Origin of the sequence: Pseudodesulfovibrio mercurii (assembly GCF_000189295.2) — a bacterium.
GTDB lineage: Bacteria > Desulfobacterota > Desulfovibrionia > Desulfovibrionales > Desulfovibrionaceae > Pseudodesulfovibrio > Pseudodesulfovibrio mercurii.
Genome location: NC_016803.1, coordinates 381,843 through 408,027 on the forward strand (window position 1 = coordinate 381,843; position 26,185 = coordinate 408,027).

At 65.2% G+C, this 26,185-nt stretch carries 24 protein-coding genes; 12 read left to right on the forward strand and 12 right to left on the reverse strand.

The genetic code is table 11. The features are described 5' to 3' along the window. Positions 1-10: 10 nt before the first annotated feature. The 4 genes from DND132_RS01775 to DND132_RS01790 form a co-directional block, all read right to left on the reverse strand. A complete protein-coding gene (locus tag DND132_RS01775) occupies positions 11-871 on the reverse strand; it encodes a transporter substrate-binding domain-containing protein (protein ID WP_014320990.1) in 861 nt (286 codons plus the stop codon). 158 nt (positions 872-1,029) lie between these two features. After that, positions 1,030-1,845, reverse strand: a complete 816-nt coding sequence (locus DND132_RS01780) for an amino acid ABC transporter permease (RefSeq protein WP_014320992.1) — start codon at positions 1,843-1,845, stop codon at positions 1,030-1,032. A gap of 114 nt (positions 1,846-1,959) precedes the next feature. Next, positions 1,960-2,601 (reverse strand): dTMP kinase, encoded by a 642-nt coding sequence (gene tmk / locus DND132_RS01785; protein ID WP_014320993.1) that lies wholly within the window; start codon positions 2,599-2,601, stop codon positions 1,960-1,962. Further along, positions 2,577-3,617 (reverse strand): 3'-5' exoribonuclease YhaM family protein, encoded by a 1,041-nt coding sequence (locus DND132_RS01790; RefSeq protein WP_014320994.1) that lies wholly within the window; start codon positions 3,615-3,617, stop codon positions 2,577-2,579. Before DND132_RS01790 ends, tmk begins: the two co-directional genes overlap by 25 nt. 147 nt (positions 3,618-3,764) lie before the next feature. On the opposite strand from DND132_RS01790, the gene surE reads away from it, so the two are divergent. Next, a complete protein-coding gene (gene surE / locus DND132_RS01795) occupies positions 3,765-4,517 on the forward strand; it encodes a 5'/3'-nucleotidase SurE (protein WP_014320995.1) in 753 nt (250 codons plus the stop codon). Between the two features lie 93 nt (positions 4,518-4,610). Continuing rightward, positions 4,611-5,591: a type I glyceraldehyde-3-phosphate dehydrogenase gene (gene gap / locus DND132_RS01800; RefSeq protein ID WP_014320996.1), complete on the forward strand. Its 981-nt coding sequence runs from the start codon at positions 4,611-4,613 to the stop codon at positions 5,589-5,591. Positions 5,592-6,021: 430 nt separating this feature from the next. Here the strand turns inward: gap and cimA are convergent, their stop codons facing one another. From cimA to DND132_RS01835, 7 genes are read right to left on the reverse strand one after another with little or no spacing between them, the layout of a single operon-like run. Further along, positions 6,022-7,617: a citramalate synthase gene (gene cimA / locus DND132_RS01805; RefSeq protein WP_014320997.1), complete on the reverse strand. Its 1,596-nt coding sequence runs from the start codon at positions 7,615-7,617 to the stop codon at positions 6,022-6,024. 3 nt (positions 7,618-7,620) lie between these two features. After that, the gene (locus DND132_RS01810) at positions 7,621-8,850 is read right to left on the reverse strand and encodes an aspartate kinase (protein WP_014320998.1); all 1,230 of its coding nucleotides are present in this window, start codon (positions 8,848-8,850) and stop codon (positions 7,621-7,623) included. Positions 8,851-8,866: 16 nt separating this feature from the next. Then, on the reverse strand, positions 8,867-9,352 hold the full coding sequence (gene tsaE / locus DND132_RS01815) for a tRNA (adenosine(37)-N6)-threonylcarbamoyltransferase complex ATPase subunit type 1 TsaE (RefSeq protein WP_014320999.1): 486 nt from the start codon (positions 9,350-9,352) through the stop codon (positions 8,867-8,869). A 9-nt stretch (positions 9,353-9,361) separates the two neighbouring features. Continuing rightward, entirely contained in the window at positions 9,362-9,811 is a 450-nt protein-coding gene (locus tag DND132_RS01820) for a CBS domain-containing protein (protein ID WP_014321000.1), read from the reverse strand. Next, positions 9,805-11,355, reverse strand: a complete 1,551-nt coding sequence (locus tag DND132_RS01825) for a bifunctional ADP-dependent NAD(P)H-hydrate dehydratase/NAD(P)H-hydrate epimerase (RefSeq protein ID WP_014321001.1) — start codon at positions 11,353-11,355, stop codon at positions 9,805-9,807. Before DND132_RS01825 ends, DND132_RS01820 begins: the two co-directional genes overlap by 7 nt. A 22-nt stretch (positions 11,356-11,377) precedes the next feature. After that, entirely contained in the window at positions 11,378-11,752 is a 375-nt protein-coding gene (locus DND132_RS01830; protein WP_014321002.1) for a holo-[acyl-carrier-protein] synthase, read from the reverse strand. Between the two features lie 22 nt (positions 11,753-11,774). Continuing rightward, positions 11,775-12,500, reverse strand: a complete 726-nt coding sequence (locus DND132_RS01835; protein ID WP_014321003.1) for a pyridoxine 5'-phosphate synthase — start codon at positions 12,498-12,500, stop codon at positions 11,775-11,777. 177 nt (positions 12,501-12,677) lie between these two features. Here DND132_RS01835 and DND132_RS01840 point away from each other — a divergent pair, with 177 nt between their 5' ends. Further along, positions 12,678-14,015, forward strand: coding sequence for a UDP-glucose dehydrogenase family protein (locus DND132_RS01840; protein WP_014321004.1), 1,338 nt, complete (start codon positions 12,678-12,680; stop codon positions 14,013-14,015). Between the two features lie 71 nt (positions 14,016-14,086). Here DND132_RS01840 and DND132_RS01845 read toward each other — a convergent pair whose 3' ends face one another. Further along, positions 14,087-14,302 carry a hypothetical protein gene (locus tag DND132_RS01845; protein ID WP_014321005.1) on the reverse strand — a complete coding sequence of 72 codons (216 nt, stop codon included), beginning with the start codon at positions 14,300-14,302 and terminating at the stop codon, positions 14,087-14,089. A gap of 327 nt (positions 14,303-14,629) precedes the next feature. Between DND132_RS01845 and DND132_RS01850 the strand changes: the two genes are divergently transcribed. From DND132_RS01850 to rpsT, 9 genes are all read left to right on the forward strand, one after another. After that, positions 14,630-15,130 (forward strand): chemotaxis protein CheW, encoded by a 501-nt coding sequence (locus tag DND132_RS01850; protein WP_014321006.1) that lies wholly within the window; start codon positions 14,630-14,632, stop codon positions 15,128-15,130. A 100-nt stretch (positions 15,131-15,230) separates the two neighbouring features. Beyond that, positions 15,231-18,716 carry a transcription-repair coupling factor gene (gene mfd, locus DND132_RS01855; RefSeq protein WP_014321007.1) on the forward strand — a complete coding sequence of 1,162 codons (3,486 nt, stop codon included), beginning with the start codon at positions 15,231-15,233 and terminating at the stop codon, positions 18,714-18,716. Positions 18,717-18,725: 9 nt separating this feature from the next. Continuing rightward, positions 18,726-19,838, forward strand: a complete 1,113-nt coding sequence (locus DND132_RS01860; RefSeq protein WP_014321008.1) for a peptidylprolyl isomerase — start codon at positions 18,726-18,728, stop codon at positions 19,836-19,838. A 130-nt stretch (positions 19,839-19,968) separates the two neighbouring features. Then, on the forward strand, positions 19,969-20,907 hold the full coding sequence (locus DND132_RS01865) for a SurA N-terminal domain-containing protein (protein ID WP_148266925.1): 939 nt from the start codon (positions 19,969-19,971) through the stop codon (positions 20,905-20,907). Next, positions 20,904-21,944 (forward strand): helix-turn-helix domain-containing protein, encoded by a 1,041-nt coding sequence (locus DND132_RS01870; RefSeq protein WP_014321010.1) that lies wholly within the window; start codon positions 20,904-20,906, stop codon positions 21,942-21,944. The genes DND132_RS01865 and DND132_RS01870 overlap by 4 nt, the downstream gene beginning before the upstream one ends. Positions 21,945-21,977: 33 nt before the next feature. Further along, positions 21,978-22,736: a DNA repair protein RecO gene (gene recO, locus DND132_RS01875; RefSeq protein ID WP_014321011.1), complete on the forward strand. Its 759-nt coding sequence runs from the start codon at positions 21,978-21,980 to the stop codon at positions 22,734-22,736. 13 nt (positions 22,737-22,749) lie between these two features. Beyond that, the gene (gene glyQ, locus DND132_RS01880) at positions 22,750-23,619 is read left to right on the forward strand and encodes a glycine--tRNA ligase subunit alpha (protein WP_014321012.1); all 870 of its coding nucleotides are present in this window, start codon (positions 22,750-22,752) and stop codon (positions 23,617-23,619) included. Between the two features lie 41 nt (positions 23,620-23,660). Then, positions 23,661-25,769 (forward strand): glycine--tRNA ligase subunit beta, encoded by a 2,109-nt coding sequence (gene glyS, locus DND132_RS01885; RefSeq protein WP_014321013.1) that lies wholly within the window; start codon positions 23,661-23,663, stop codon positions 25,767-25,769. Between the two features lie 120 nt (positions 25,770-25,889). Continuing rightward, a complete protein-coding gene (gene rpsT / locus DND132_RS01890) occupies positions 25,890-26,153 on the forward strand; it encodes a 30S ribosomal protein S20 (RefSeq protein WP_014321014.1) in 264 nt (87 codons plus the stop codon). Positions 26,154-26,185: the final 32 nt, after the last annotated feature.

The window sequence follows — 26,185 nt, forward strand, 5'->3', positions numbered from 1 at the left end:
ATCGGTCCGGCTACTGAATCTGGCTTTCCCAGTTGTTGGTGAAGAACCAGTATTCGTAACGGTTTTGCAGCCAGCCCTTGCTCATGGTCACGCGGACCCAGTTGTTCAGCCAGTTCAGGAAGTCCAGGTCGCCCTTCTTCACGGCAAAGGCGATGGGCTCGCGGGTGAAGTCGTCCTTGAGGGGCAGGAAGAGCTGGTCCGCGTACTCCTTGGACAGGGTCAGGGGCAGCGGGTTGGAGGCGACCACGGCGTGGACGCGCTCGTTGAGCAGCTCCTGGATGGTCTGGGACTCCTCGTCGAAGAACAGGATCTTGGCCTGGGGCAGGAAGTTCTTGGCCGCCTCGGCCGCGGTGGTGCCGAGCCGCACGGCGATGGTCGTGCCGGGGTTGTTGAAGTCCTCGATGGAGGCGCGGCCCTCGGCGAGCTTCCTGCTGGCCACGATGGACATGCCCGAATACTCGTAGGGCAGGGAGAAGTTGACCTTGAGGTTGCGCTGGGGCGTGACGGACATGCCGCCGATGATGATGTCGAACTTGCCGGTCAGGAGCGCCGGGATGATGCCGGACCACTTGGTGGGCACGAACTCGACCTTGACGCCCATGTCCTTGGCCAGCTGCCGGGCCACCTCGATCTCGAAGCCGATGTAGTCGCCGTTTTTGTCCTTCATGGCCCAGGGCTTGAAGGTGTCGAAACCGACGCGGATGGTGCCGCGTTTGAGGATGACGTCGAGCTGGCTGCCGGTTGCCGGGGCCTCGGCGGTCGCCGCCGGTGCGGTCTTGTCCGATTTTGGCTGGATGGGTTCCTGGCTGCACCCGAAGGCGGATGCGAGCAGGAGGAAAAGTGTGGCGGTGGCCAGGATGCGGAATTTCATGGGGTTCTCCTTGGTCGGCGTGTCAGGCGCCGGGTCAAAGGGTTATTTACAGGATTCCTGGGCAAACGTGACGTGAGACACGCCGAGAATGGCGATTATGATCTCGCCGTCGATCTTCGCAGCTCTCCAAATGGTCATATGACGAGCTCCTTTTGGGGTCAGGCCCTGAGGCCGTTGAACCGTCGCTCCAGCAGCCGGACCACCCCGGACAGGGCCAGGGTGACCGCGAGGTAGATGGCGGCGACGGTGAACCATATCTCAAACGTCAAAAATGTTTCCGCGTCGATCATGCGTCCGCGCTGGGTCAGGTCCAGGATGGCGATGGTCGAGACCAGGGCCGAGTCCTTGACCAGGGACACGGCCTGGCTGGTCAGGGGCGGCAGCACGCGCCGCACGGCCTGGGGCAGGATGATGTGCCGGTACATGGCGTACGGCCCCATGCCCAGGCTCTTGGCGGCCTCCCACTGGCCCTTGTCGATGGAGGTGATGCCCGCCCGGAATATCTCCGAGGCGTAGGCCCCCTCGAACAGGCTCAGCGCGATGACCGCCGAGCGGAAGGCCGAGATGTCCAGGATGGGCGCGACGACGAAATAGATGAAGAATATCTGGATGAGCAGGGGGGTGTTGCGGATCAGCTCCATGTACGCCCTGGCCACGCCCCGGGCCGCCCAGGAGGCGGACATGCGCATCAGGGCCGTGGTCAGGCCGATGACCAGCATGAGGACCATGCTGACGCCCGTGATCCGGAAGGTCACTCCCAGCCCCTCCATGAGCGGCCCCCAGGTGAAGCCCTGGTCCGTGACCGTCCAGAGGTATTGCGGGATGCGGTACCACTGCCAGTTGTAGCCCAGCCGCTGGGAGCCCAGGATGAGCAGCCAGACGACGGCGGCCAGGAGGAGCAGGGTTTTGGTCGTGTCCGCCAGGGCGGAAAGGGGCAGGGGCCCGATCTTCTTGTGCAGGAATTCAGCCGACATGCGGTTCCGGTTCTTGGGTTGGTGAAAGGGGAACAACCGCTGTTCTGGTTGCACCATAACACAATACCCGGAGTTTTCCAGGAACTATTGTGCAAAAAGAGACCGGGAAGGGGATCAGGCCGCGCCGTCCCCGCACGCCTCGATGACCGCCCTGATCTGGTCGAAGACCTGGTCCGGGGTCCCGGCGGCATCGACCACGCTCATGCGCCTGTGGTTGAGGGCCGCCCAGGTCAGGTAGCCCTCGCGGATGCGCTTGTGGAAGGACAGGTGCTCGGCCTCGAACCGGCCTTCCTCCTTGGCCTTGCCGTCCTCGATGTTGCGCAGGGTGGCCCGCTTCAGGCCGATCTCCGGGTCGATGTCCAGGACGATGGTCAGGTCCGGCCACAGGCCGTTGACGGCCACCTCGTTGAGCTCCCGGAGCATGGAGGTGTCCAGGCCGCGCCCGTAGCCCTGGTAGACGATGGTCGAGTCGGCGAACCGGTCGCACAGGACCACCTTGCCCGCGGCCAGGGCGGGGCGGATGACCTGACCCACGTGCTGGGCGCGGTCCGCCAGGTAGAGGAAGAGCTCCGTGATGGGCGTGATCTCCCGGTTGTCTACGTGCAGGAGCATCTTGCGCAGCTCGACGCCGATGCGGCTGCCGCCCGGCTCGAGCGTCAGGAGGACCTCCCGGCCGCGGGCCTCGAAGTAGTCCCGGACGCGGCCGATCTGCGTGGATTTGCCGGTACCCTCTATGCCTTCAAAGGTAATAAACATTGATTCTCCGCTTTCGCGTTCTGCTTTTTGGCGTTGTCCGGGGTCGGCTCGGGCCGGAACACGTTGCGCTCCAGGAAGCGCATGTAGGGCGACCAGGTCGCGCCGGTCTTGTCCATGTCGGCGTAGGCCTGGTCGATGATGTTCAGCTTGGCGTCCATGTTGTCCGCGAAGTGCAGGACAAAGGCCTCGGGGGTCTTGGGCCGCACCGGGGAGCCGAACTCGTGCTCGCCGTGGTGGCTGGTGATGAGGTGCTTGAGGTGCAGCTTGAGGCCTTCCTCCAGGCGGGGGCAGCGGGCCAGGAACGGCTCCAGCTTCTCCATGCCGAGCTGGATGTGGCCGAACAGCCGCCCCTCGTCGGTGTAGTCGTTGGCCAGGCCGCCGGACAGCTCCCAGGCCTTGCCCAGGTCGTGGAAGATGGCCCCGGCCAGCAGGGTCTGGCGGTCCAGGTCGGGGTAGACGTCGCACAGGGCCATGCACGCCCGGGCCACGCCCAGGGTGTGTTCGAGCAGGCCGCCCACGTAGGCGTGGTGCACGGTCTTGGCGCCGGGCGCGGTCAGCAGCCGGGCGCGGATCTCCTCGTTGCACAACACCTTGCGGCATAAGGTCTTCCACGGCTTGTGGCGCATGTGCTCGGTGACCAGGTCCTCCAGCGCCTCCATCAGCACCTCGGGCGGGGTGGCGGAGGCGGGCAGGAAGTCGGACAGGTCCGTGCCGGGGGCGAAGCCTTCGAACACGTCCATCTGATCGACCTTGAGCTGGTTCCTGTCGCGGTAGCTCTCCACGAAGCCGCGCACCCGGACCGGGCAGCCCGGTTCGAGAACGGGGTATTCCAGGCTCTTCGGACTCCATATCTTGCCGTCGATGGTCCCGGTGGCGTCCTGGAAGGTGAGGTTCCAGTAGGGGCCGTTCTTGGACTGGGCCTGGTTGGCCCCGGCCAGGAGAAAGAGGTCGTCCACGGCCTGGCCCGGTGACAGAGACTGGATATATTGCGACTTTTTGCCCACTGATCTTGCCATTGGATTGATGTTGAGGTACCCCGCCCATACACGTATCGTATACGTATGCACGGGAAACGGACCGGCGCGGAAGTTGCGCGGCCCGCTCAGGGTTATGAACCTGATTTCATACGTATTGTCAAATCCTAGCTTGCAGGCGGAGACGCGATGAACATTCTGCTCGCCAATGACGACGGCATCCAGGCCATCGGCCTGCGCGCCCTGTATTTCGCCCTGAAGGAGGCCGGACACGAGGTCCACGTGGTCGCCCCGGTCACGGAGCAGTCCGCCGTGGGGCACGCCGTGACCCTGGCCCTGCCCATCCGGGTCAAGCAGTTCCGGGAGAACGGCTTCGTGGGCCAGGGGGTCTACGGCACCCCCGTGGACTGCGTCAAGCTCGGCCTGTCCACGCTGCTCGACCGGAAGCCCGACCTGGTCCTGTCCGGTATCAACGCGGGGGCCAACGTGGGCGTGGACATCCTCTATTCCGGCACGGTGTCCGCCGCCACCGAGGGGGCGCTCATGGAGATTCCGTCCATGGCCGTGTCCATGGACAACTTCAACCCCGAGGACCTGAGCGGTCAGGCCCGCTTCTGCGCGGAACTGCTGCTCAGAATCCCCTGGGACAGGCTGCCGCGCAAGCGCGTGCTCAACCTCAATTTCCCCAACTGCCCCATTGGGGAGGCGAAAGAGATGGTCCTCTGCCCGCACACCAGGGCGTCCTACGACGACGTCTACGACACCCGCCAGGACCCGCGCGGCAGGCCGTACTACTGGCTCAGCGGGGCCATCCCGCCGGGCCGCATCAGCCCGGACCGGGACCGCGCGCTGCTTACGGCCGGGCACATCACCCTGACTCCGCTGCATTTCGATTTCACGGACCGCGAGACCCTGACCGTGTTGAAGGACTCGATTTCGTGAACCCCGTTGACGTAAAACCGTCGGCACAGTATGGTTATTGCCCGATAACGCCCTATTCAGAGAGATAATCGCTTACCCACAGGAGGATTCGTCATGGCGACGAAGATAGGTTTGAACGGATTTGGACGCATCGGCCGGTATCTGGCCCGGCTGCTGGCCACGGAGAGCGACCTGGAACTGGTGGCCGTCAACGCGCGCGCCTCCAACGAGGACCTGGCCCACCTGCTGAAATACGACTCCGTGCACGGCCGGTTCCCGGACGTGCAGCCCACCGAGGACGGCTTCGTCATGGCCGGCAAGCCGGTCAAGGTGACGCGCAATGCGCCCGGCGAATGGACCTGGGGCGAACTGGGCTGCGACATCGTGGTCGAGTCCACCGGCAAGTTCACCGACCGCGAGAGCTGCGAGAAGCACCTGGCCTGCGGGGCCAAGAAGGTGATCATCTCCGCGCCCGGCAAGAACGCCGACGTGACCGTGGTCATCGGCGTCAACGACGAAGAACTCAAGCCCGAGCACAAGATCATTTCCAACGCCTCCTGCACGACCAACTGCCTGGCCCCGGTGGCCAAGGTCATCAACGACGCCTTCGGCATCAAACACGGCATCATGACCACGGTGCACTCCTACACCATGAGCCAGCGCATCCTGGACGGTTCGCACAAGGACATGCGCCGGGCCCGCGCCTGCGCCGTGAACATGGTCCCGACCACCACGGGCGCGGCCAAGGCCGTCGGCCTGGTCATTCCCGAGCTGAACGGGCTGCTGGACGGCATGTCCATCCGCGTGCCCACCCCCAACGTCTCCCTGGTGGACCTGGTCTGCGAGCTGAAGAAGGAGACCACGGTGGAGGAGGTCAACGCGGCCCTCAAGGCGGCGGCCAACGACTCCATGGGCTACACCGACGAACCCCTGGTCTCCGTGGACTTCATGGGCTCCACCTTCGGCGGCGTGGTCGACAGCGGCCTGACCCGCGTCATGGGCGGGACCCAGGTCAAGGTCATTGCCTGGTACGACAATGAGGCCGGTTTTACCAATCAGCTGTTGCGGTTGATCAAGAAGACGGCTGCGATGTAGCGGGGGCGGCTTCCGATAGCGGGCCATCCGCACATTTTTTCCGGGGGCTTCCATCCTCACGTAGACGGCTATCGCTGCTGTCGTCATCTCTAAGACCGAGCAAGCTCGGCCTAAGAGCTGTGGCACGCTGCGGTGAAAGCCCCCGGAAGAAAAATGCACAGCTGACCCACTCTTGAAAGCCTAGTGCGAGCGCGGAAGAGAGAGCCGCTGTCGGGTGGCTGCGTCACCCGAATCGCTCTGAATATGAAGAAGAAAAGAAAGCCCCCGGCTCACTATTGAGCCGGGGGCTTTTCGTTGTTCTCGCACCCCGCGAAGCGGCGATAAAAAGTTTAGGAAGGGAGAGGGGGATGGGGGGCCGGGGGAAGGGGAGAGGGAGAACCCTTTTCCAAAGGGTTTCCCTCTCCCCTTCCCCCGGCCGCCGGAGGCTCGGCTATTCGGCCGCAGCCATTTCGTCCTTGAAGAGCTTGTAGTTGATGGCGTCGACCACGGCCTGCCAGGAGGCCTCGATGATGTTGTGGGAGACGCCCATGGTGGTCCAGCGGTCGGTCTTGTCGCCGGTCTCGACCAGGACGCGGACGAAGGAGGCGGTGCCCCCGGTGTCGCGCACCGCGCCGGACAGGACGCGGACCTTGAAGTCGAGGAGCTTGATCTCCTTGAGGCTGGGATAGAACCGCTCGAGCCCCTTGCGCAGGGCCTGGTCCAGGGCGTTGACCGGGCCCAGGCCGGTGGCCGCGGTGTGTTCCTGCTGGCCCTTGACGTTGACGATGACCGTGGCCTCGGACATGGGCTCGGCGTCCTCCTCGCGCTTGGCGTCCACCACGAAGAAGTGGCGGAAGTGGAAGTAGTCGAGGGGCTTGCCCAGGGCCTCGCGGAGCATGAGCTCGAAGGAGGCGTCGGCCACGGAGTATTCGTAGCCCATGGACTCCTTGATCTTCAATTCCTTGAGCAGGCGATCCACGGTGGGGTCGTCCTTGGCCAGCTCGTAGCCCAGTTCGCGGGCCTTGAACAGGATGTTGGACTTGCCCGCCTGGTCCGAGAGGAGCACGCGGCGTTCGTTGCCCACGGTTTCGGGCGGGATGTGCTCGTAGGTGCGGGCGTCCTTGAGGATGGCGCTGACGTGCACGCCGCCCTTGTGGGCAAAGGCGGACGCGCCCACGAAGGGCTGGCGCATGAACGGCCGCAGGTTCGCGATCTCGCTGACGAAGTGGGAGATGGGCAGGAGCTTGGTCAGGCTTTCCCGGCCGATGACGTCAAAGCCCATCTTGAGTTCCAGGTTGGGGATGACCGAGCAGAGGTTGGCGTTGCCGCAGCGCTCGCCGTATCCGTTGATGGTCCCCTGGACCTGGACCGCGCCGAGGCGGACCGCCTCCAGGGAGTTGGCCACGGCCAGCTCGGAGTCGTTGTGGGCGTGGATGCCGAGGCTGGCCTCGGGCAGCTTCTCGCGCACGGCCTTGACGGCCTCGCCGATCTCGTGGGTCATGGAGCCGCCGTTGGTGTCGCACAGGACCAGCCGGTCCGCGCCCGCCTCGAAGGCGGCATTCAGGGCCTTGAGGGCATACTCGGGGTTGCGCTTGTACCCGTCGAAGAAGTGCTCGGCGTCGAAGATGACCTCGTCCACCCGGTCCTTGAGGTAGGCCACGGAGTTGGCGATGAGCTCCAGGTTGCGCTCGAGCGGGATGCCCAGGGCCAGGGTGGCGTGGATGTCCCAGGTCTTGCCGAAGATGGTCACCACCGGGGTCTCGGCCTTGAGCAGCCCGGTCAGGTTCGGGTCCTTGTCCGGGGTGTACTTGGCCATGTGCGTGGACCCGAAGGCGGCCAGCCTGGCGTTCTTGAAGGTGTAGGACCGAATCCTGTCGAAAAACTTCTTGTCCGTGGGGTTGGAGCCGGGCCAGCCGCCCTCAATGTAGTGGATGCCCAGATCGTCCAGCTTCTGGGCTATGCGGATCTTGTCCTGGGTGGTCAGATTCAGTTCTTCGGCCTGGGCTCCGTCCCGTAACGTCGTGTCGTATATCGTGATTTGTTGCATCGGCTACTCGATGTGTTTGCCTTCCTCCAAGTTGAAGGCTTTATGGAGTGTGCGTACCGCCAGCTCGGTGTACTTGTCGTCGATCAAGCAGGTGATCTTGATCTCCGAGGTGCTGATCATCAGGATGTTCACGTTCTCATCGGCAAGCGCCCGGAAGGCCTTGGAGGCCACACCGGAATGGTTACGCATGCCGACGCCGATAATCGAGACCTTGGCGACGTTCAGGTTGCTGGATAGCTCCTCGTAGCCGATTTCATACTTCAATTTTTCCAGGGTGTTGATGGTCGCCTTCACGTCGGCGCGGGGCACGGTGAAGGTCATGTCCGTGAGGCCGTCCTTGGACGGGTTCTGGACGATCATGTCCACGAGAATCTTCTTCTCGGCCAGGGGGGAGAAAATCTGGGCGGACACGCCGGGGGTGTCCTTGACGTGTATCAGCGTGATGCGGGCCTGATCCTTGTCGTACGCGATGCCCGAAACCATGACGGCTTCCATGTTCTCATCCTCCTGGGTGACTATGGTGCCCGGCTCGTCGGAAAAGGTGGAGCGGACATGAACGGTTACATTGTATTTCTTGGCGAACTCGACGCTGCGGATCTGGAGCACCTTGGCTCCCATGCTGGCCATCTCGAGCATCTCGTCATAGGAGATGCGGTCGATCTTGCGCGCGTCGGTACAGAGATTCGGGTCCGTGGTGAACACGCCCGGAACGTCGGTGTAGATTTCGCAGACGTCGGCCTTGATGGCCGCTGCCAGGGCCACGGCCGAGGTGTCGGAGCCGCCGCGTCCCAGGGTGGTGATGCGCATGTTCTCGTCGCATCCCTGGAAACCGGCCACCACCAGGATGTCGTACTCCTGGAGCATGCCCTTGAGCCGGGCCTCGTCGATGTCGGTGATGCGGGCCTTGCCGTAGCAGCAGTCGGTTTTGACCGGGGCCTGGAAGCCGAGCACGGAGCGGCATTTGACGCCCTGCTGCTTGAGGAGCATGGCGAAGAGGGCGCAGGAGATCTGTTCCCCGGTGGAGACCAGGGCGTCCGCTTCGGCCGGGTCGGGGTTGTCCGACCATTCGTTGGCCAGTTCCAGCAGCCGGTTGGTCTCACCGGACATGGCCGAGAGGACCACAATGACCTTGTTGCCCTCGCGGTAGGGGCGCAGGACCTTCTGCATGACCTGGCGTTGGCATTCCAGGTTGCGGACCGACGTGCCTCCGAACTTTTGTACGACGATGTTCATTTTTCGATTCTGCTCTCTAAAAACGGTTTTCATTGGGGCGCAGGGCGTCGAGGACGCTCTGGGCCGCACCTCCCATCGCATGCAACACCAGGCTTCGTCCAGTGTCCGACGGGGTCCATTCCAGGAAAAGGGCGTCTTCGGGCCACATTTCCTTCGGAAGGTACTGTATCCACTCCACGATGGTGATCGTGTCCGGGTCCTCGAAGGCATCGAACAGGGCGTCGTCCGGCTCCATGCCTTCGAGCCGGTAGAGGTCGAAGTGCGCCACCCCGGGCGTGGTCGGATACAGGTTGCAGATGTTGAAGCTCGGGCTCGAAACCTCCGCCGATTCCGCGCCGGGCAGGGATTCCACGAAACCCCTGACCAACGTGGTTTTGCCCGATCCGAGGTCGCCTTGCAAGAGCAAAGCCGGGGGAGTGTCCATTCGGGACAGGATGGACGCCAGGGCGCGGCCCAGGGCCACGGTGGCCTCGCTGTCCGGGAGGTGCAGGGTCAGGCTCACTGCCGGTCCCTAGTCCTTGATCAGGGTCTTGAGCACGTCTTCCTTGCCGACCACGCCGACCAGCTTGCCGTTCTCGATCACGGGCAGGGTGTAGAGCTTCTCGTTGGCCATCATGGTGGCCACGTCCTCGATGGTCGTCTCCGGGGTGACGAAGGTCGGGGCCGCGGTCATGGCGTCGCCCACCTTGAGGGCCGCGATCTTGGTCATCTCGCGGTCCAGTTCGTCGTGGGAGGAGAGGGGGATGACCCCGTCCAGCAGGGTGAAGAAGGAGGGCAGGGTGACCTTCTTCTGCTGGGCCACCAGGTCGGACTGGCAGAGCACGCCGACCACCTGGTCGCCGTCCAGGACCGGCGCGCCGTTGATTTTCTTTTCAAGCAGGACCTTGGCCGCGGCGGTGATGTCGGTCTCCGGGGTCAGGGTGATGCATTCGGTGGTCATGATGTCTTTTGCTTTCAGCATGGTTCAGGCTCCTTGGTGAAGGCTGCCGCCGCGTGGGGCAGCATGTTGGCGATTTCGGACGCGAGGTTGCCGCGTGCGGGAAATTCGTTGTTCAGGGCGCGCCCGGCCAGGCCGTGCCAGAACACGCCGGTGCAGGCCGCGCGCATTGGGGAAAGTCCTCCGGCCAGGAGCGCGCCGACGACCCCGGACAGGACGTCGCCGGCCCCGCCCACGGACAGGTTGGGCTCGGCAAAGGGCGAGACGCAGGTCATGTCCCGGTCGGCCACCAGCGTGCCCGCGCCCTTGAGGACCAGGGTGGCGTCGCAGGCGGCCAGGAAGCGGTCCACGGCCCCCAACCGGTCGGCCTGGACTTCGGCGGTCGCCGTGTCCAGCAGCCGGGCCATCTCGCCCGGATGGGGCGTGAGCACGGCCTGTTCGGGCAGGGACCGGAGGTGTTCGGGGGAGGCGGCCAGGGCGAACAGGGCGTCCGCGTCCAGGACCATGGGCAGGCCGCAGCCCGCGGCCAGCTCCAGGGCCAGGGACCGGGCCTCGGGCGTGCGCCCCATGCCGGGCCCGAGGACCACGGCATCGAAGCGGTGGAGTTCGGCCTTGATTGCCTCGGCCATGTCCCCGGTCCAGGCCGTGCCCGCGCCCAGGGGCAGGGTCATGATGTCCGGGGAGCCCGCCTTGACCGCGTCGGCCAGTCCGGCGGGACAGGCCACGGTGGCCAGTCCGGCCCCGCTGCGCAGGGCGGCCAGGGCGGCCAGGTGCGGCGCGCCGGTCAGGCCGAAGCTGCCGCCGACCACCAGGACGTGCCCGGCGCTGCCCTTGTGCATGTCCGGGGCGGGGGCGGGCAGGGCGGCCATGACCTCGCCGGTGATCAGCCGGTGCCGGGTCTGGTATTTCTCCTGGATCATCAGTGGGATGCCGATGGGGCAGACGTGCAGCGCGCCGGTGTGCGGCTGGGCCTCGGGCAGGACCAGGCCGAGCTTGGGGGCCTGGAAGGTGGCCGTGGCGTCGGCCCGGACCGCCTCGGGCTGGGGGCGGCCGGTCAGGCCGTTCAGCCCGGAGGGGATGTCCACGGCCAGGACGAAGGCGCGCTCGCCCAACCGGTTGACGGTCCGCACCAGTTGCAGAAAATCCTCGCGCAGGGCGCCCGCAAAGCCGGTGCCGAGCAGGCCGTCCACGATGATGTCGGGCTGGGCCAGGGTGTCCAACCGCACCCCGGCCAGGTGGACCAGGGGGATGCCGAGCCGCTGCGCCCACAGGAGATTGGTCCGGGTCTCGCCCCGGTAGCCCCTCTTGGGCCGGGTGTGGAAGACCGTGACCTCGGCCCCGAGGTCGTTGAGGTGCCGGGCCACGGCAAAGGCGTCGCCGCCGTTGTTGCCGGACCCGGCGAAACAGTGGATGACCGCGCCGCCCACGTCGCCGTATTCCTCAAGCAGGACGTTGACGGCCTCGCGGGAGGCGGACTCCATGAGCGTGACGCCGGGGATGCCGATGGTGTGGATGGTTTCCCGGTCCCACACGGCCATTTCGGCGGGGGTCGGAAGGGGCAGAAGCATGAGCTCTCCTGGACTGGGGTTGTTATCCTTCCAATATCACGGTGGCGGCGGCGGCGTCGCGGGAATGGGTCATGGACACGTGCGCCCCGGTCACGCCCATGCGCTCGCAGCGCTCCAGCCCTTTGCCGAGGAAGGCGATCTCGGGCTTGCCGTTCGGGCGGTGCAGGATCTCGATGCAGCGGCAGTGGATGCCCTCGGTGAAGCCGGTGCCCAGCGCCTTGACCGCCGCCTCCTTGCAGGCGAACAGGGCGGCCAGGCGCGGGACCGGGTTGCGCCTGGGGAGCTGCGCCTGTTCCCGGTCGGTCAGAATCTTGCGCACGAACCGTTCCCCGTACCGCTCCCAGAGGGCCTGGATGCGGTCCAGTTCCGTCAGGTCGATGCCCGTTCCCTTGATCATGGTCTTCGGCTCCATGGACCCGCTAGTCCGCGAAGGTCCGGATCAGTTCGGCCATGTCCCGGACCGCCCGGTCCAGGCCCAGGTAGATGGCCCGGGCCATGATGGCGTGCCCGATGGAGTATTCGCTGATGCCGGGCACGTCCTTGAAGTTCAGGATGTTGCGGTAGTTCAGTCCGTGGCCGAGGTTGACCTTGAGGCCGATGTCCTTGGCCAGGGAGATGGACTTGAGGATCTTTTCCAGCTCCACCCGCCGGTTGTCGTATTCCTTGGCGTCGGCGTAGTGGCCGGTGTGGATCTCGATGAACTCCGTGCCCGTGGCGATGGCCGCCTCGATCTGCTTGGGATCGGCGTCGATGAACAGGCTGGAGCGGATGCCCTTCTCGTGGATGGGGGCCAGGAAGTCCTTGAGTTCGGCCTCGCGGCCGATGCAGTTCAGGCCGCCCTCGGTGGTCAGCTCCTGGCGCTTTTCCGGGACCAGGCAGACCATCTCGGGTTCGATCTTCAGGGCGATCCCCTGCATCTCGTCCGTGGCGGCCATTTCCAGGTGCAGCCGGGTGTTGCAGGTCTGCTTGATCAGCTCCACGTCGCGGTCCTGGATGTGGCGGCGGTCTTCGCGCAGGTGGACGATGATGCCGGTGGCCCCGGCCATCTCCGCCATATAGGCGGCGGTCACGGGTTCGGGTTCGATGCCCCTCCGGGCCTGGCGCAGGGTGGCCACATGATCGACGTTGACAACGAGTACCGGCATTGTATCCTCCTCCGGATGCGTAACTGCGTGATATCCCCATTAAGTAAGGTACCCGGAGCGGAATGGCAATAGCCGTGGCTTTCCGGTGACGATTTGCATTCGTGTTGACGTGGTTGCGCGTAAGCGTTATCCGCATTGCCTGATAGCGTACTGAAACTCAATCAGGAGCAACGCCTTATGAATGTGTGCATCGTCGGAACCGGCTACGTCGGATTGGTGTCCGCGGCCTGCTTTGCCGAAATGGGAAACGATATTTTCTGCGTGGACGTCAATCCCAAGGTCGTGGAGACCCTGGAGAGCGGCAAGGTCCACATCTTCGAGCCCGGTCTCGAAGACCTGGTCAAGCGCAACACCCTGCAGGGCCGCCTGCATTTCACCACGGATCTCGGTGAGGGCATGCGCGACGCCGAGGTGGTCTTCATCACCGTGGGCACCCCGCAGCGGGCCGACGGCTCCTGCGACCTCAAGTACGTGGACGCCGTGGCCGCCGAGATCGGCCAGAAGATGACCTCGCCCAAGATCGTGGTGGACAAGTCCACCGTGCCCGTGGGCACCGCCGACCGGGTGCGCGGGATCATCGCGGGCGAACTGGAGAAGCGCGGCGAGACCATCGGGTTCGACGTGGTCTCCAACCCCGAGTTCCTCAAGGAAGGCGACGCGGTCAACGACTTCATGAAACCGGACCGGGTCATCGTCGGCACCGGGGACGAGGATTCGGCCAAGACCATCAAGGCCCTGTACGCGCCCTTCGCCCGCAGCCGCGAAAAGCTCATCGTCATGGGCGTGCGTTCGGCCGAGATGACCAAGTACGCGGCCAACTGCATGCTGGCCACCAAGATTTCCTTCATCAACGAAGTGGCCAACATCTGCGAGCGGGTCGGAGCGGACGTGTCCGAGGTCCGCGCGGGCATCGGCTCGGATTCGCGCATCGGCTACTCCTTCATCTACCCCGGCGTGGGCTACGGCGGGTCCTGCTTTCCCAAGGACGTCAAGGCGCTCATCGACACGGCCGCCGAACACGGCTACGAGGCCAAGCTGATCCGCTCCGTGGACGAGGTCAACAACGCCCAGAAGCTGGTCCTGGCCGAGAAGATCAAGGCCTACTTCGCGCCCCAGGGCGGCGTCGCGGGCCGCACCCTGGCCCTGTGGGGCATCGCCTTCAAGGCCAACACCGACGACATCCGCGAGGCCTCGGCCATCGAGATCATCAAGGAACTGACCGCCCAGGGCATGAAGGTCCGGGCCTTCGACCCGGTGGCCAACACCCGCGCCCGGGCCGAGATCGGCCACATCGAGAACCTTGAGATCCTGGACAGCCAGTACGAGGTGTTGAACGGGGCGGACGCCCTGGCCGTGGTCACGGACTGGAACCAGTTCCGCAACCCGGACTTCGAGCGCATCAGGGGCGCCCTGAGCGCGCCGATCATCTTCGACGGCCGCAACCTGTACGTGCCCGAACGCATGGGCAAGGCCGGGTTCGCCTACTTCTCCATCGGCCGCACCGCTGTGGAATAGGGCCGTTCACCGGACACGAAAAAACTCCCCGTCTCGGCAGAGGCGGGGAGTTTTTTCGTTTTCGGGAACGATCAGATGCGGCCCTTGAAACAGGTCCGGTACTGCAATTCCTGGAGGATGACCCGTTCGTATTCGGGGTTGTATTCCAGGTCGGTCTGTTCGGCTTGGTCCAGCATCCTGGCAAGCTGTTGGGTTTCTTCCCAGAAATCGAGGAGTTCGTCGTCGGCCAGGCTCTTGACCTGGGCCTCCAGGGTGTCGTGGTCAGGGAAATTGGCGTATTGACCCATGCGTTGCGGCCTGCCTCGTTTCAAAAGGTGATAAAAATCAAATGTATAGGGACTAAGTCCGACCTACGTTAGCCCTTTATCTCATGAGCGTCAACCATACTTTGCGAAACGAACAAGATAATAAAGCACAACAAAGCATTTTCATTGGCGAAAAAAGAAGGGAGTCGGCGGTTCCCGGCCCATGTGGGGGAACACGGCCGGGTTCTTTCCAAGGATTCCGCCGGGCTGGATATTCTCATTGACAAAAATGGACGGGATTGACAGATTCGGGGCTTGAAAAACGGGGCGTGCCGACGGTCGCGTCCGGTCATCCGAGACGGGGTAGCCATGAGAACGGAAGTTGAAGACATCCTCGACGTCGAAGAGGGCGAGGCCGATCAGGAGCTGATCCAGCTGGTGACCTTCAGCATCGGCGACGAGGAGTTCGGGGTCAACATCCTCCAGGTCCAGGAGATCATCCGGACCATGGAGATCACCAACGTGCCCCGCGCGCCCGAGTTCGTGGAAGGCGTCATCAACCTGCGCGGCAAGGTCATCCCCATCGTGGACATGCGCCGCCGTTTCGGGCTCAGGTCCAAGGAGCACGACAAGTACACCCGGATCATCGTCATCGAGATCGAGATGATCATCGTCGGGTTCGTGGTCGATGCCGTGTCCGAGGTCCTGCGCATCCCGGCCAACTCCGTGCAGCCGCCGCCGCCCGTTGTGGCCGGCATGGACGCGGACTACATCGACGGCGTGGGCAAGCTCGAGGATCGGCTGCTCATTCTGCTCGACCTGGATTCGCTCCTCGACAACGAGGAAAAGGAAGCCCTGGGCACCGTCTAGGCCGGGCGGACTCCTGGCGACAAGCCGTCCCGCTCCCGTCAGGGAAGCGGCGGCTTTTCTGTTTGACCGCAAGGCCGCAAACCCTTTTCCCAGCGAACCCATGCCAGCCAGCCATCCCAAGGACATAGCCGATTTCATGAAGGGGACCGTGGATTCGGTCCGCATCTTCAAGAGCGGGCCGGGCTCCCAGGCCCTGCTGGCGGGGTCCCTGCTGGCGGGCGGCTCGGACGTGGTCCTGGTGGTCCCCGGGGCCACAGAGTTCAAGGAGATGCAGGCCCTGCTGACCCTGCTGTCGCGCGGCGCGCCCGGCGGGATCGAGCGGCCCGCCTGGGAGCGGGAGTGGGTCTTCCTGCCGCCGTACCTCCCGCGCAACCCGGAATCCTCGGGCTGGAGCGAGCGGTGGGCCGCCCTGTACGGGCTGGTCTACCGGGACGGCCCGCGCGGCGTGCTTATGACCGCCGACAACCTCCTGCCGCACTGGCCCGACGAGAAGGTCCTGCGCGAGAACTGGGTCGCCCTGACCAGGGGCGAGGAGATGTCCCCGGACATCCTCCTGGAACAGCTGGTCTCCTGGGGGTACGTGCGCCGCAAACTCGTGGCCGAGCCCGGCGACATGGCCATGCGCGGCGACATCCTGGACATCCACGCGCCGGGTTACGAACTGCCCCTGCGGCTGGAGTTCTTCGGCGACGTGCTCGAGGAAATCCGTCTGTTCGATCCGGCCTCCCAGCGCTCCAAGGCGGACCTGACCGAGGCCGTGCTTCTGCCCGTGGCCCCGTGCATCACCTCCGGCGACCGGGGGTTCCGCGCCAGGGACCAGTGGGAGAAGCTGCGTCGGACCGGCGAGATATCCGCCGTCCAGGAGCAGGCCCTGTCCGAGCGGCTGGACGTGAACGACGGGTTCATCTGGCCCGGCCTGTACTACGACGCGCCCGTGGGCCTCGAGACCTTTCTGCCGGGCGAAGCGGCCTGGCTGCTCTCCTCGGGCGGGTCCCTTCGGGCTCGGCTTGAGGATCGCGAGCAGGCGTGGCGCGATTTTCTGAAGGACGAGGAGCGCGACAAGGGCGTCAGCCTGCCCCGTCGCTTCGTCATCCGCTCCCACGACGTGGCCCGCAAGGCGTGGAGTTCCGCCCGCCAGCTGGTCTTCGAGGAGCTGACCATCGGCCGGGAGAAGAGCGGCATCGACCTGCCCGAGACCCCGTACAGCGACTTCACGGACATCTTCTGGCGGCCCGAGGCCTCGCGGCGGCCGTGGGCGGCCCTCATGGCCGGGCTCAAGGAGTGGCAGAGCGCGGGCGAGACCACCATCCTGAGTTTCCGCACCCAGCGCTCAAGGACCAAGTTCCTGAACCTGGCCGAGCAGGAGAGCCTGCCCATCACCATGGAGTACGTGCCGGACCGGACCGGCCTGTTCGCCCTGGTCTCGCCCCTGCGCAAGGGCATGGACATCGGCTGGAGCCGCACGCGCATCCTGGGCGAGGAGGTCCTCCAGCCCCAGGCGGCACGGGCGCACGAGCGGCGCGACAAGGCCTTCAAGGGGCTGGAGCGCTACGACGACCTGACCGAGGGCGACCTGCTGGTCCACCGGGACTACGGGTTGTCCCAGTTCGGCGGCCTGCACCACATGTCCATCGGCGAGGGGGCCAACGATTACCTGCTCCTGTATTTTTCGGGCGAGGACAAGCTCTACCTGCCCGTGGACCGGCTCAACCTGGTGGAGCGGTTCAAGGGCCCCGAGGGGGCCAAGGCGCCGTCCCTGGACAAGCTCGGCGGGTCGCGCTGGGCCAAGACCACGGCCAAGGTCCGCAAGGCCATCGAGAAGATTGCCCTGGAGCTGGTCGAGATGTACGCCTTCCGCCGGGTGGCCAAGGGGTACGGCTACGGCCCGCTGGACGAGATGTACGCCGAGTTCGAGGCCACCTTCGGCTTCGAGGAGACCCCGGACCAGGAAAAGGCCGTGAACGACGTGTTCCGCGACATGGAGAAGGCCGAGCCCATGGACCGGCTGGTCTGCGGCGACGTGGGCTTCGGCAAGACCGAGGTGGCCCTGCGCGCCGCCTTCCGCGCGGCCCTGGAAGGCCGCCAGACCGCGCTCCTGTGCCCGACCACGGTCCTGGCCGAGCAGCATTACCAGACCTTTCTCAAGCGCATGGAGGGGTTCCCGGTGCGCGTGGGGCTGCTCAGCCGATTCGTCTCGGCCAAGCGGCAGAAGACCGTGCTCGAGGCCGCCAGCCGGGGCGAGATCGACATCCTCATCGGCACGCACCGCATCCTGTCCAAGGACGTGGAGCTGCCCAATCTCGGCCTGCTCATCCTCGACGAGGAGCAGCGCTTCGGGGTCAAGCACAAGGAAAAGCTCAAGCATTTCCGGCAGAACATCGACGTCCTGACCCTGACAGCCACGCCCATCCCCCGGACCCTGCAACTGTCCCTGTCCGGCATCCGGGGGCTGTCCGTCATCGAGACCCCGCCCGTGGACCGCAAGCCCGTGGAGACGGGCATCATGGAGCGCGAGGAGCTGGAGCTCAAGGCGGTCCTGCGCCGGGAGCTGGACCGGGGCGGCCAGGTCTACTGGGTCTACAACCGGGTCAACGGGTTGGAGCGGGTGGCCGAGTTCGTGCGCGGCCTGGTCCCGGACGCCAGGGTGGGCATGGCCCACGGCCGCATGAGCGAGAAGGGGCTGGAGGAGGCCATGCGCGACTTCTGGCATGGGGAGCTGGACGTGCTCGTGTGCACCTCCATCGTGGAGTCCGGCCTGGACTTCCCCAACGCCAACACGCTCATCGTGGACCAGGCCCAGCTCTTCGGCCTGGGCCAGCTCTACCAACTGCGCGGCAGGGTGGGGCGGAGCGAGCGCCAGGCCTATGCGTATTTCGTGGTCCCGTCCATCAAGGATATTTCCGAAATCGTGCGCAAACGCTTGCGCATCATTCTGGACATGGATTATCTGGGGGCAGGATTCAAGGTGGCCATGGAGGACTTGCGCCTTCGCGGCGCAGGCAATATCCTGGGCGAGGCCCAGTCCGGGCAGATCGCCAAGGTCGGCCTCGAACTCTTCCTCGAGATGCTCGAGGAGGAGGTCGCCCGCTTGCGCGGCGAGGAGTACGCCCGGGCGTCGGACACGGAGCTCAACTTTGTGTTCGAGGCGCATATTCCCGGCGGGTACATCCCGGATTCACGGGAGCGGCTGCGCTACTACCGGGGTCTGTCCTCGGCCGCCACGGACATGGAACTGCGCGAATTCGAGGCGGAGATTCGCGACCGGTTCGGCCCGCTGCCCGAGGCGCTGGACGCCTTCTTCGGGGTGCTGCGCATCAAGCGGACCCTGTCGCGGATGCAGGCGGCCAGGGCGGAACTCTATCCCGGCCGGATGGTCATCACCTGGAAGGACAACGCCATGGCGGTCAATCCCGAACGGCTCATCCGCTGGGTCGGCGAGCGGGGGGAGACCGCCCGGCTCATTCCCCCGGCCAAGCTGGAAATCCGATACGACGACGCGCACTCCATGCGGGAGGCGCTGGAATCCACCGCCGCGGACCTGGAAGGCATGCTCGATGCCGAAACCGCGCCGCGGGACGGACGATAACGAGTGCATATGAAACGTCACACAGCCATATTGTTATTGTTGGCGGCCCTGCTGGTCGGCTGCACCGGGGACACGGACGACATCGGCATCGTGGCCCGGGTCAACGGCGCGCCCATCCACCTCAGCCAGCTGGAGTTCCAGCACGACCAGTTCCAGGAGGACAGCGTCGGGGCCTACGTGCCGAGCGTGGAGAAGCTGCGCCGGGAGTACGGCGAGATCCTGTCCGACCTCATCGTCCAGGAGCTGGTGGTCCAGGAGCTGGCCCGCCGCGACCTGTCCGTGACCGACGAGGAGCTGCGCAAGGCCGAGGACGCGGTGCGCGCCGATTACCCCGAGGGGGCCTTCGACCAGGTCCTGGTGGAGGAATACATCGACCTCAAGTCCTGGCGGACGCAGCTGCGCTACTACCTGGCCCAGAAGAAGTTCTTCCAGCAGGTCCTCAGGCCGCAGATCAAGATCGACTACAAGGAAGCGGAGAAGTACTACCGCGACCACATCTCCGACTTCTACCTGCCCGAGAGCATGCGCATCCTGGTGGTGCGCGGCCCGAGTCGCGAGCTGGTGGTCAAGGCGGTGGACAAATATCTCAAGGACCACGACCAGATGAGCCTGGCCACCGCCTTCGGCGAGGTCGAGACCCGCGAGGTGGTGGTCCGCGAAGGGCGGCTGTCCGCCCCCTGGCGCACCGCCCTGACCGGGCTCAAGCCGGGCCAGGCCAGCGATGTGCTGACCGACCGCTTCGGCTTCGAGGCCCTGGTCCTGCTCGAACGCAGCGAGGCCAAGGTCCTGCCTCCGGCCCAGGCCTACCCCCTGGTGGAGGAGGCCCTGCTCGAGAAGAAGATGGAGAGCGCCTTCGAGGAATGGCTCTCCGCCACCCTGGCCAAGGCGGACATCCAGGTCAGCGAGCATCTCCTGGAATCCGCGTCCAAGCCGGGAGAGGGCGACTCGGGTGGTTCGGACGCCGTGACCGAGGAACCGGAGGAACCGGCGGACCAGACCATGGACCAGGTCCCGCCGCCGGACGTGAGCCGGGACGACATGCGTCAGGACGACGGAGAAGGCCAGGACCCGGCCGACGAGGCCATCCCCATGGACCAGGTCGGCACGGATTCGGGGATCTGATCGGTCCGTTCGTTGCATAGTCCGCACAAACCGACTAGAATCCGACAACAATTCGGGGAAAGCAGGGTGCTTCCTCCCCGGTTCAAGGAGTGAATGCGTGGTAAAAGTTGTTTCCTTGCTCTTGGGAGCCATGCTCCTGATATGTCCGCTGACGGCGCAGGCCGAGGATGTGGTCGTGGACCGCATCCTGGTGAAGATCAACGACTCCATCGTCACCCAGTACGACCTGGACCAGGAGATGAAGCCCGTCTACGACCAGATCAAGGACCGCAAGCTGACCGCCCGTGAACAGACGCAATTGGAGGGACTGCGCAGGCAGGCCCTGGACAAGCTCGTCAACGACGTGCTCATCCAGCAGGAAATCAAGCGGTTTTCCGTCGAGGTCTCGGACGAGAACATCGACAAGGAGATCGAGCGGGTCCGCACCGAGCGCAAGCTGACCCTGGAGGAGTTCCAGCAGATGGTCGCCCAGGACGGCCTGTCCATGGAGGAGTTCCGGTCGCGGCTCAAGAAACTGCTCGAGAAGCAGGAGCTCATCGGCCACATGGTCAACAGCAAGGTCGTGGTCACGGACTCGGAGATCCAGCAGGAGTACGAGGCGCGCAAGGACGACTACTCCATGGGCAAGATGGTCGAGCTGGCCATCATCCTCCTGCCGTCCGAGGTCTCTCCCGTGGAGGTGCGCGAACGCATCACCAGCGGCGAGATGACTTTTGCCGAGGCCGTGGCCAAGTACAGCGTCGGTCCGGGCAAGGAGAGCGGCGGGTCCATCGGCGAACTGAGCTGGGAGGACCTGGCCGACGACTGGCAGAACGCCCTCAAGGGCGTGTCCGTGGGCGGCGTGAGCACGCCGCTGACCATCCAGAACCATCAGGCCCTGCTGTCGCCCGTCAAGATCAACGAGGACCGCATCGTTCCGCTTGAGGACGTGCGCGACGACATCTACAAGGATTTGATGCAGAAGAAGCGGGAGACGGTCTTCACGGACTATTTCAACAAACTGAAGCAGAGCGCGGTGATCATCTACATGGACGACGCGCCCAAGACCGATAATGGAGTAACCCAATGACATTTCAGGAACTCGGCGAAACGCTGCAGCGTGAACGCGAGGCCCAGGGCCTGACCGTCAAGGCGGTCATGGACGCCACCAAGATCAGCCGCGTCGTCATCCTCGCCCTGGAGAACGGTGACCGCTCGGCCCTGCCGCATCCCGTGTATACCAAGGGGTTCGTCAAGAGCTACGCCCGGCTGCTCGGGCTCGACCCGGACGAATTGTCCATGGTCGTGGACCGCGAGTACCAGATGGAGCCTCCCCAGGCCGGGGATCTTTCCTACGACGTGGCCCCCAACGCCGAAAAGGCCTTTCAGGACAACGATCCGGCGGCGGGACGGCGCGGACGGTCCGTGTGGCCCACCCTGCTCATCGTCCTGGCCCTGGCCGGTGCGGCGATCATCCTGGCCCTGAATCTGAACAAGGGCAAGATCACGGGCACCCAGGCCCCGGCCCCGGTTCCGGCCGAGGAGTCGGTCCAGCCCGCCGCGCCCGAGGGCGTGGCCCCGGAGGCGGCGCCCGCCGACGGCCGGACCGCCCCCGAAAACGTGCCCGGCATCGCTCCCGAGCCGACTCCGGCAGAGGAGCAGGGCGGGGCGGCGCAGACCGGCCAGGCTCCGACCGTGGCCCCGGAATCCGCTCCGGCGGCGACCGAATCCGCTCCGGCGCAACCCGCGGAACAGGCCGCCACGGCCCAGGCCCCCGCCCAGGTCCCGGCGGCGCCCCCGGCCAGGGCTCCTGCCCGGACCGACGCGGCCGACGAGGAGGCCGCCATCACCCAGGAGGGCACGCCCGCCGAGCCCAACTACGACCACGTGGTGATTATCCGCGCCACTTCGGACAAGGGGTGCTGGATCGGCGTCTGGCGCGGGGACGAGACCAAGATGGCCCGCGACTTCGTGCTGCGCAAGGGCGAGCCCCTGCGGCTCATGTTCAACAGCCCGCGCCGCATCCGCATCGGCAACGTGTCCGGCGTGACCGTGACCTACAACGGCAATCCCTACGACCTGGACCTGGCCAAGGGCAACATCCAGACGCTTCTCTTCGGCATGTAACCGGGGTCTCGGCCTCCGCGCGGACATAACGACATGAGCGCCACCGAGAAAGCCCTCGTACTCAAGACCGGGCGTTTTCGGGAGGCCGACGTATGGGTCCGTCTGCTGACCCCGTCGCGCGGCATCTTCAACGGGTTCGCCTTCGGCGGCAGCCGTTCGCGACGCCGCTTCGTGGGCTGTCTCGACCCCCTGAGCCACGTCCTCTTCACCATCGGAACCAACAAGACCGGCGCGTACACGGTCCTCGAAGAGGGGACCCTGCTGCACAATTTTCCCGAGGTCCGCAAGGACCCGGCGCGCACCGGCCTGGCCGTCAACTGCGTCAAGTTCGTGGAGGCGGTGGAGATCGATCCGTCCGACGCCAAACCGGCCTACGACCTGCTTCTGGAGACCCTGCACATGCTCGAGGCGGGCGGCGGGAGCAGCGACTTCACGCCCTGGCTCTTCCGGGCCAGGCTGGCCTTCGACCTGGGCTTCACGCCCGACTTCCTGCGCTGCGGGGTGTGCGGCCGCCCCCTGTCCTGTGAATGCGGCCACCGCTTCGGCGTGGAGCGCGGCCAAGTGGCCTGTCGCACTTGTCTTTCGGACGGGAAACCGTTAGAGGGACTTGCTCGGCCGATTTCCGCCGGGGTGCTGCGCGCCCTGGACTGGATTCAGCACAGCCGGCCGTCCGACTGGGCCTCGGTGTCCATGGACAATGAAGTCCGCCGCCAGGCCAGTCAGTTGATCGAACTATTCGTCGCCTACCACCTGGGCCTGTCCTGGGAGGGCGGCATGTATAAAAAGGTATGAGTTGGAGCAAACCATGAATTTTCAGGATGTCATACTGAAATTGCAGGCGTTCTGGGCGGATTACGGGTGTGCCGTGGTCCAGCCCATGGACATCGAGTGCGGGGCCGGGACGTTCAATCCCTCCACCTTTTTCCGGGTCATCGGCCCCGAGCCGTGGAAGACCGCTTACGTGGAGCCTTCCCGCCGCCCGACCGACGGCCGCTACGGCGAGAACCCCAACCGGTTGCAGCACTACTACCAGTTCCAGGTCATCCTGAAGCCGTCCCCGGACAACGTCCAGGAGCTGTACCTTCAGTCCCTGGCCGCGCTGGGCATCGACGCCGCGGCCCACGACATCCGCTTCGTGGAGGACGACTGGGAGTCGCCCACCCTGGGCGCCTGGGGGTTGGGCTGGGAGGTCTGGCTGAACGGCATGGAGGTCACCCAGTTCACCTACTTCCAGCAGGTGGGCGGCATCGACCTCAAGCCCGTGAGCGTGGAGATCACCTACGGGCTGGAGCGCATCTCCATGTATCTGCAGGAGAAGGAGTCGGTCTACGACCTCAGGTGGAACGACACCATCACCTACGGCGACGTCTACCACCAGAACGAGGTGGAGATGTCCAAGTACAACTTCGAGCTGTCCGACGCGGACATGCTCTTCGACCTCTTCAACAAGTTCGAGGGCGAATGCCTGAAGCTGTGCGAGGCCGGTCTGCCCTGGCCCGCCTACGACTACTGCCTGAAGTGCTCCCACTCCTTCAACCTGCTGGACGCCCGAGGGGCCATCTCCATCACCGAGCGCGCCACCTACATCGGCCGCGTGCGCAACCTGGCCTCGAAGATCGCCAGGCTCTACGCCGACCAGCGGGAAGAGATGGGCTACCCCCTGCTCAGGAAATAAGCGACGCCTTCGTCACGCAATAGACTAAGAAGAGAAGAACAATGGCCGAATTCATTCTGGAAATCGGAACCGAGGAAATGCCCGCCCGCTTCGTTCCCAAGCTGGCGGCCGAGCTCGAGGAGGCCTTTGCCAAGGGCCTGACCGAGTCCATGGTCGAGAACGGGGGCGTCAAGTGCTACGCCACCCCGCGCCGCATCACCGCCCACGTGCCCTCCCTGGCCCTGGCCCAGCTCTCCCAGGAGGAGACCGTGACCGGGCCTCCGGTGCGCATCGCCTATGACGGCGACGGCAACCTGACCAAGGCGGGGCAGGGCTTCGCCAAGACCCAGGGCGTGGCCGAGGACGCGCTGTTCCGCATGGAGACCGACAAGGGCGAGTACCTGGCGGCCAAGAAGACCGTGGGCGGCGGCCGGACCATCGACATCCTGCCCGCCCTCTGCGTCAAGTGCATCGAGTCCCTGTCCTTCCCCAAGCGGATGCACTGGGGCGACTACGACTTCACCTTCGGCCGCCCGGTGCGCTGGCTCCTGGCCCTGCTCGACGCCGACGTGGTCGAGTTCACCCTGGAGAACCTGACCTCGGGCCGCGAGACGCGCGGGCACCGGGTCATGGGCCCCGGCCCGTTCTCCGTGGCCTCCTCCGCCGACTATTTTTCCGTTGTCCGCGACCAGTGCAAGGTGGTCATCGATCCCGTCGAGCGACGGGAGACCATCGTGGCCGAGGGCAACCGGCTGGCCCAGGCCCTGGGCGGCTCCATCGTCTGGAACGACGGGCTGCTGGACGAGGTGGCCAACCTGGTGGAATACCCCAAGCCGCTCATCGGCGACATCGATCCGCTGTACCTGGCCCTGCCGCGCGAGGTCCTGCTGACCTCCATGCAGTCCCACCAGAAGTCCTTCGGCCTGGAGGGCGCGGACGGCAGGCTGCTGCCGCACTTCCTGACCACCCTGAACCTGGAGCCGCTGGACGTGGCCCTGGTCAAGAAGGGGTGGGAGCGGGTCCTCAAGGCCCGCCTCGAGGACGCCCGCTTCTTCTGGGAGGCGGACTGCGAGGTGGAGTTCGACACCTGGCTCGAAAAGCTGGAGCACGTGGTCTTTCTCGGGCCGCTCGGCTCGGTGGGCGACAAGTCCCGGCGCATCGAGACCCTGTGCCGCAAGCTGGCCGAGACCCTGGACGCGTCCCAGTCCATCCTGCCCGGCGAGATCGAGCAGTACGCCAGGGCAGGGCGTCTGGCCAAGGCGGACCTGGTGTCCGAAATGGTCATCGAATTCGACTCCCTGCAGGGCAAGATGGGCGGCATCTACGCCGAACGCGCCGGGCTGGGCGAGATCGTGTCGAAGGGCATCTACGAGCAGTACCTGCCCGCCGGTCCGGACACCCCGGTGCCGTCCTCCCTGTCCGGGGCCCTGGTCTCCATGGCCGACAAGGCCGACACCATGGCCGGCTGCTTCGGTCTGGGCAAGGTGCCCACCGGGGCCAACGACCCGTATGCCCTGCGCCGCTGCGCCCTGGGCATCAGTCGGATCATCATGGAGCACGACCTGGACCTGGACCTGGAAGCCTTCCTCAAGGCGGCCCAGAAGGCCTATTCCGGGGTCAAGTGGAAGGTGGAGCAGAATGAGGCCCTGGACAAGCTCCTGGACTTCTTTGCACAGCGGCTGCGCGCCCTGTTCACCGGCCAGGGGTTCGACACCCGCGTGGTGGACGCCGCCCTGGGCGCGGGCTTCAACGACATCCGCACCCTCAAGGCGCGGCTCGACGCCTTGGCCGAGTTCAGCCGTGGGGCCGATTTCGAGCGCAGCGTGCTGACCTTCAAGCGGGCCGCCAACATCATCCGCAAGCAGGGTGACGAGGCGGGCGAGCCGCTGACCGGCAGCTATGACGCGGACCTGTTCGAGGACGAGCACGAGACCGCCTTCGGCGCCAAGCTCGACGAGCTGGCCCCGCGCTTCGACGACCTCTGGGAGAACCGCGACTTCGGCGGGCTGTTCGGCCTGCTCGGGGAGCTGCGTCCGGCCGTGGACGGTTTCTTCGACCACGTCATGGTCATGTGCGATGCCCCGGACGTTCGGCTGAACCGGCTGAACCTGCTCAAGGGACTGGTGGATCGGCTGGGACGTCTGGCCGACTTCAACGCCCTGCAGGTCTAGCCCTGGTTCAGAAAAGTCTTGACATCCGGCGGGGAGTCCATATAAAAGGCACTCCCTTCGGGAAGAATTGCAAAACAAACGCATTTTACTGCGATAATAAATTGATCAGGAGAAATTACCTTGGCTAATCACAAGTCCGCCCTGAAAAGGCACCGTCAGAGCTTGAAGCGTCGCGCCCGCAACCGTGTTTCCAAGACCCGCATCAAGAACACCGTCAAGGCCGTTCGTCTCGCCCTCGAGGAAAACGACACCGCCAAGGCTCAGGAGGCCCTGAAGGAAGCCAGCTCCGTGCTGGACCGCGCCGCCCGCAAGAAGGTCATTCACGCGCGTCAGGCCCAGCGCCGCATCGCCCGGCTCCAGGCCGCCATCAACAAGACCGCCTAACGGTCTCGTTTCCACGCTGTTTTCTTCAGCCC

Coding starts and splice junctions, on each gene's coding strand:
- DND132_RS01775 (WP_014320990.1), bottom strand. CDS start 871: ATGAAATTCCGCATCCTGGCCACCGCCACACTTTTCCTCCTGCTCGCA.
- DND132_RS01780 (WP_014320992.1), bottom strand. CDS start 1,845: ATGTCGGCTGAATTCCTGCACAAGAAGATCGGGCCCCTGCCCCTTTCC.
- tmk (WP_014320993.1), bottom strand. CDS start 2,601: ATGTTTATTACCTTTGAAGGCATAGAGGGTACCGGCAAATCCACGCAG.
- DND132_RS01790 (WP_014320994.1), bottom strand. CDS start 3,617: ATGGCAAGATCAGTGGGCAAAAAGTCGCAATATATCCAGTCTCTGTCA.
- surE (WP_014320995.1), top strand. CDS start 3,765: ATGAACATTCTGCTCGCCAATGACGACGGCATCCAGGCCATCGGCCTG.
- gap (WP_014320996.1), top strand. CDS start 4,611: ATGGCGACGAAGATAGGTTTGAACGGATTTGGACGCATCGGCCGGTAT.
- cimA (WP_014320997.1), bottom strand. CDS start 7,617: ATGCAACAAATCACGATATACGACACGACGTTACGGGACGGAGCCCAG.
- DND132_RS01810 (WP_014320998.1), bottom strand. CDS start 8,850: ATGAACATCGTCGTACAAAAGTTCGGAGGCACGTCGGTCCGCAACCTG.
- DND132_RS01820 (WP_014321000.1), bottom strand. CDS start 9,811: ATGCTGAAAGCAAAAGACATCATGACCACCGAATGCATCACCCTGACC.
- DND132_RS01825 (WP_014321001.1), bottom strand. CDS start 11,355: ATGCTTCTGCCCCTTCCGACCCCCGCCGAAATGGCCGTGTGGGACCGG.
- DND132_RS01830 (WP_014321002.1), bottom strand. CDS start 11,752: ATGATCAAGGGAACGGGCATCGACCTGACGGAACTGGACCGCATCCAG.
- DND132_RS01835 (WP_014321003.1), bottom strand. CDS start 12,500: ATGCCGGTACTCGTTGTCAACGTCGATCATGTGGCCACCCTGCGCCAG.
- DND132_RS01840 (WP_014321004.1), top strand. CDS start 12,678: ATGAATGTGTGCATCGTCGGAACCGGCTACGTCGGATTGGTGTCCGCG.
- DND132_RS01845 (WP_014321005.1), bottom strand. CDS start 14,302: ATGGGTCAATACGCCAATTTCCCTGACCACGACACCCTGGAGGCCCAG.
- DND132_RS01850 (WP_014321006.1), top strand. CDS start 14,630: ATGAGAACGGAAGTTGAAGACATCCTCGACGTCGAAGAGGGCGAGGCC.
- mfd (WP_014321007.1), top strand. CDS start 15,231: ATGCCAGCCAGCCATCCCAAGGACATAGCCGATTTCATGAAGGGGACC.
- DND132_RS01860 (WP_014321008.1), top strand. CDS start 18,726: ATGAAACGTCACACAGCCATATTGTTATTGTTGGCGGCCCTGCTGGTC.
- DND132_RS01865 (WP_148266925.1), top strand. CDS start 19,969: ATGCTCCTGATATGTCCGCTGACGGCGCAGGCCGAGGATGTGGTCGTG.
- DND132_RS01870 (WP_014321010.1), top strand. CDS start 20,904: ATGACATTTCAGGAACTCGGCGAAACGCTGCAGCGTGAACGCGAGGCC.
- recO (WP_014321011.1), top strand. CDS start 21,978: ATGAGCGCCACCGAGAAAGCCCTCGTACTCAAGACCGGGCGTTTTCGG.
- glyQ (WP_014321012.1), top strand. CDS start 22,750: ATGAATTTTCAGGATGTCATACTGAAATTGCAGGCGTTCTGGGCGGAT.
- glyS (WP_014321013.1), top strand. CDS start 23,661: ATGGCCGAATTCATTCTGGAAATCGGAACCGAGGAAATGCCCGCCCGC.